This window comes from Thermococcus sp., from assembly GCF_027052235.1.
Taxonomy (GTDB): domain Archaea; phylum Methanobacteriota_B; class Thermococci; order Thermococcales; family Thermococcaceae; genus Thermococcus.
Genome location: NZ_JALUFF010000034.1, coordinates 1 through 4182 on the forward strand (window position 1 = coordinate 1; position 4182 = coordinate 4182).

The 4182-nt window shown below is 54.9% G+C and carries 4 protein-coding genes; 2 read left to right on the forward strand and 2 right to left on the reverse strand.

Annotated elements, in window-relative coordinates; genetic code table 11:
• Positions 1-129: 129 nt before the first annotated feature.
• Positions 130-690 carry an NAD(P)H-dependent oxidoreductase gene (locus MVC73_RS03990; protein WP_297507179.1) on the forward strand — a complete coding sequence of 187 codons (561 nt, stop codon included), beginning with the start codon at positions 130-132 and terminating at the stop codon, positions 688-690.
• Positions 691-709: 19 nt separating this feature from the next.
• Here MVC73_RS03990 and MVC73_RS03995 read toward each other — a convergent pair whose 3' ends face one another.
• Positions 710-2482 carry a hypothetical protein gene (locus MVC73_RS03995; protein WP_297507182.1) on the reverse strand — a complete coding sequence of 591 codons (1773 nt, stop codon included), beginning with the start codon at positions 2480-2482 and terminating at the stop codon, positions 710-712.
• Positions 2483-2608: 126 nt separating this feature from the next.
• Entirely contained in the window at positions 2609-3190 is a 582-nt protein-coding gene (locus MVC73_RS04000) for a DUF998 domain-containing protein (protein WP_297507185.1), read from the reverse strand.
• Between the two features lie 154 nt (positions 3191-3344).
• On the opposite strand from MVC73_RS04000, the gene MVC73_RS04005 reads away from it, so the two are divergent.
• A partial coding sequence (locus MVC73_RS04005) for a thioredoxin fold domain-containing protein (RefSeq protein WP_366938925.1) occupies positions 3345-4182 on the forward strand: 838 nt, incomplete at its 3' end.

Sequence of the window (4182 nt, forward strand, 5' to 3'; positions counted from 1 at the left end):
CCGTGAGATATTAGGGCTACCTAATTTAAAAAGGTTTGTCTAACAAAATGAGAAGTTTCGAACTCCAATGCTTTCCGATTTGAAGGACAAACTTAAATAAAGCCAGGGAGAACACACTCGGGTGATGATATGAAGGTTAAGATAATCCTCGGAACGGCAAGGGAAGGGAGGAAGAGTGAGAAGGTAGCAAGGTACCTCACCGGAAAGGCGAGAGAACTCGGCTGGGAGGCGGAGCTGATAGATGTAAAGGACTACCTCCTGGCCTACACCCACCGCTGGAAGGTGACGCCTGAGATTGAACGTTACAGGGCCAAGATCCTTGAGGCAGACGGCCTGGTGATAGTCGCGCCGGAGTACAACGGGAGCTATCCGGGGGAGCTGAAGATACTCCTCGACACGATTTACGACGAGTACGAGGCCCTACCGGTTGGGATAGTTACGCTTTCAGTCGTTACCGGGGGAACGCGGCTCCTGATGGAGCTCAGAACGGCGGCTGTGAACTACAGGATGCTTCCCGTCGGGCAGGTGCTCTTCTACAACGTGGATGATATCTTCGAGGGCGAGGAGCTTAAGGACGAGAAGTACGAGGAGAGAGTTGAACGGCTTTTCAAGACCCTTGAGAAGTACGCAAGGGCACTCAGGCCGATAAGGGACGAGGTGAGGGAAAAGCTGAGGGAAGAGCGCCTTTAAGGGAAAAAGAAAAGGCGGTTTACCTGTCAGATGCTCCCTCCTCGTTCGAGAGCTTTCCTTCTCTTCCTTCCCGGACAACCGACACCACGAGGTTCTTTTCGGGCAGTTCGATCGTCCCCCGCACCGCTATCGTCCCGTCGGTGTTGAGGACCTTGACCGCGGCTATCCTCGCTTCCTTCCCCGTCTGCGGGTTCCTGCCGGTGACGACCTCGACGAAAATCCTGTTCAGGTAGCTCGGGTCCAATCGCTCGCCCTCACTTATTCCGGACTCGTCTACGATGATGTTCACGTTACCTTTGCCGTCCGAGACCACGAACACTTTCACCTCAGCGGAGTGGTCCTTGAGGCCCCCTGCCGGAATGGGGATAAACGGCCCGGTGCCGAAGTCCGTTATGTTTATCGTCCTCTCCGGCGATGGAACATCTCGGAATGGATCTCCCCCGAAAGTCTCCTTGAAAATTCCTTTCAAAAGCGGGCTTACTGTGCACGAGCACGTCGTTTCCAGCGGTGTGTTCGTCGAGGCTTCGACGGAAGTTACCGCGTTCTGGAACGCATCCAGCGCCTTCGTTGCCCTCTTGGTTTCGACCTTCGTTCCGCCCATCCTGACGTTTATGTTGACGAGCTGTTCGGCGAGCTGCTTGAGGTCGGCCTTCATGGCGAAGGTCTGCACCGTGTACTGGCCGGGCATCAGGTAGAGGTCTTCCAGAGGGGCGGGAGCGTAGGGACCGGTTCCGCCATCGGTGGGGTCGAAGACGAAGGGCGCAATCTGAAGGCCGCCGGCGCAGAGAACCTCGTCGAGCGTTACCTCATCAGTTATGGGCATTAGATCCATATGGTTCTCATCGATGGGTAAAGGCCTGTAGCAGAACCCGCCATCAGTGATTCCGAGTAGGGTGACGTTCACCGGCGGTACGGTGTAGGTTCCCTTCTCGTCGGGGGCAACCTTCATGACGGTCTCGCCCGTGTTCGGGTCAACGAGCCTTAGGACTCCGAAGTCATTTCCGTCTGTCTTTATTGTCATGCCGCCCTTGGCGTGAATCTTTATCGCCGCCAACCCTGCTCCAACGATTCTTCCGCCCTCTCTAATGCTCCGGACGAGAACGCTCCCGGTTCCGACCTGGTAGATCTCGATGCTCTCAAGCTCGTAGCCCTTCGTGATGGAATACATCTTCTCGACCATCTGGGGAACGTCCATCTTGGTTATCTTATCATCTCCGGCGTAGAAGAAGTCGCCCCTCCTGTTGTAGAAGGCCTCTATCGGCTCGCCGGTGGTGGCGTTCTCCCAGTAGGCTTTCTCGATCGCGCTTATGCCAACGGCGCTCTGAAGGTTGAGCAGCTCGTAGTACCTCAGCCTCGCGAGATCGTAGAGCATCGCAGTTCTCTGTTTGGGGTCTTTCTCGTTGTCAGCCTTCCTTCTCAGCTCCTCCGCCTTTGCGTCCCAGTTCGAGAACTCACCATCCTTTACCTCGAAGCCCGTCTTTTCGAGCTGGACTTTGGCATTGTCTATCGCGTTCTCATACTGGCTCACAAGTTCCAGAATCTTTTTCTCGGTCATGTCTGGCGTTTCAGTTGTGGTCTGAGTCCCGGAGGGGCTAGTTCGGGTCGTCGTTTCCGTCCTCGTTGCCGTCGAAGTCTCCGTTTTTGAGGGAGTTCCCGTTAGAGTGCCGGTTTCCGAGGGTGAAGTCATTCCTGTTGTGTTTCCCTGGTCAATGCATCCTGAAATGAACGCGCCGAGCATCACGACGCTTAGAAGCAGGGCGAGGCCTGCCATTCTCTTCGCTTTCATGCTCATCACACCGTTAGTCACGAAACGGTAAAAACTTGAGAAGAACTCGTCGAGTGACTTATAGTCAAGGTTAGGCGCGGATGCTATTAACGGTTATGCTTGCAAATTGGAAAAAATTAAGCCAAAATGGTTTCACCCATCCAGTAAAACCAGAAGGGTAAAGACTATTATCAGGGTTATCTCGTAGGTCTCTATCAGCGCCACCGAGGGCCAGTCGAGGAAGGTTCCGAAAAGGGCCAGGAGGAATATCAACGCAGACCCGTATCTCAGGGTCTTTCTCCCGCTCCCCAGGCCGTAGAGGAGTGCCCCGAGGAAGAACTGAACAAAGAAGTAGGTCGAGACGAAGACGTGGGGCCTCGTTCCGCCGTGGTAGACGCCGATGAGCGCCAGGAAAAGGGCGGAGATGCTGATGTATGCGCCACCGACGGTCTGGAGCCTGTTCCCCGATGCGAGGATGAGGTAGATGGAAAAGATGAAGACGAGCAAACCCGAGATCATGAGACCGTAGTTGTAAATCCACGGCGAGGCGGCCTTAGCCGGGTCGCCGAGGTCGCTCAGGGCGTTGTGGAAGAAGGAGAACCAGGGGTTTCGGCTTATGCTCCAGGCAACGAAGAGCCAGTAGATTAACGCCGCGAGGATTCCCGAGTACTTGAGATGTTCAACATCCACGAGGTCGCCCCGGTTCTCTGGCCGCCATTCGAAAGTCATAGGCATCAGGGGACCTATGGCGTGAAGCTATATATGCTTTCCCAACGCGAATCCAAGAGGCCCGGAAATGCGGTCGAAGACCAACGATAGGGAATCCTATGAAACGCCCTTCAAGAAAACTCTTTTTAACGACCGGTGCTATCCTGTTGAGGTGAAAGGGGTGAGAAAGTTAGTCATCGCGCTCGTGCTCATGGTTATGCTCTCGCCTCTCGTGGCAGGAGAGAGGGTTTCCTACGGCAACCTTGAGTTCCATGTAGTATCGACCGAAGAAGAGCTGAACGACCTCATTTCCCAGCATGACGGAGAGTACTTCTTCCTCTTCTACCACTCGGAGAGCTGTCCAGCGTGCCAATACATGAAAGAGCAGGTTTTTCCCACCAAAGATGCCGAGAACGCCCTCAGGGGGCTGGTCTTGGTTGCCGTTGATGTTTACAGGGGAAGAGAGCTCACAAACCTCCAGTACCGCGTTGATGGCAGAGTTCTGGTCATTCAGCCCGACAATACTGGCTACTACACGCCCAAGAAGCCCGGCGAAACAATAAACATACGCGTTCCCGGGACGCCGACTATGGTTATATTCAAGGTCGAAGACGGTGTGAAGGTTCTCAAGGGTGTTGCCATTGGGGCGCTAAGTCCGGAGGGGCTGAGGCTCTTCGTGGAGAAGTCAATTGGAAGCGAAGCAACGAGCAGCACTCCAACGACCACGTCTTCGAGCCCTCCTACCGAAACGAGCACCCCGCCGCAGGGAGAGGACAACAAGCCCAACCTGACCCTCGGCGCACTACTGACGGTCTTCTCTGCCGGGATTCTGAGCGTTTTCTCCCCCTGCGTTCTCCCTGTAATAGTGGGTGCCCTAACGCTCACCTTTGCAAATAGGAACGTTGAGGCGATAGTTGCTGGCATGGTAGCCTCGTTCGCCCTCTTAGGAGCCCTTGTTGGAAGTCTTGGAAACTACGCCTCCCAGATACAGGGGGCGCTCTACCTCATCGGCGGGTTGG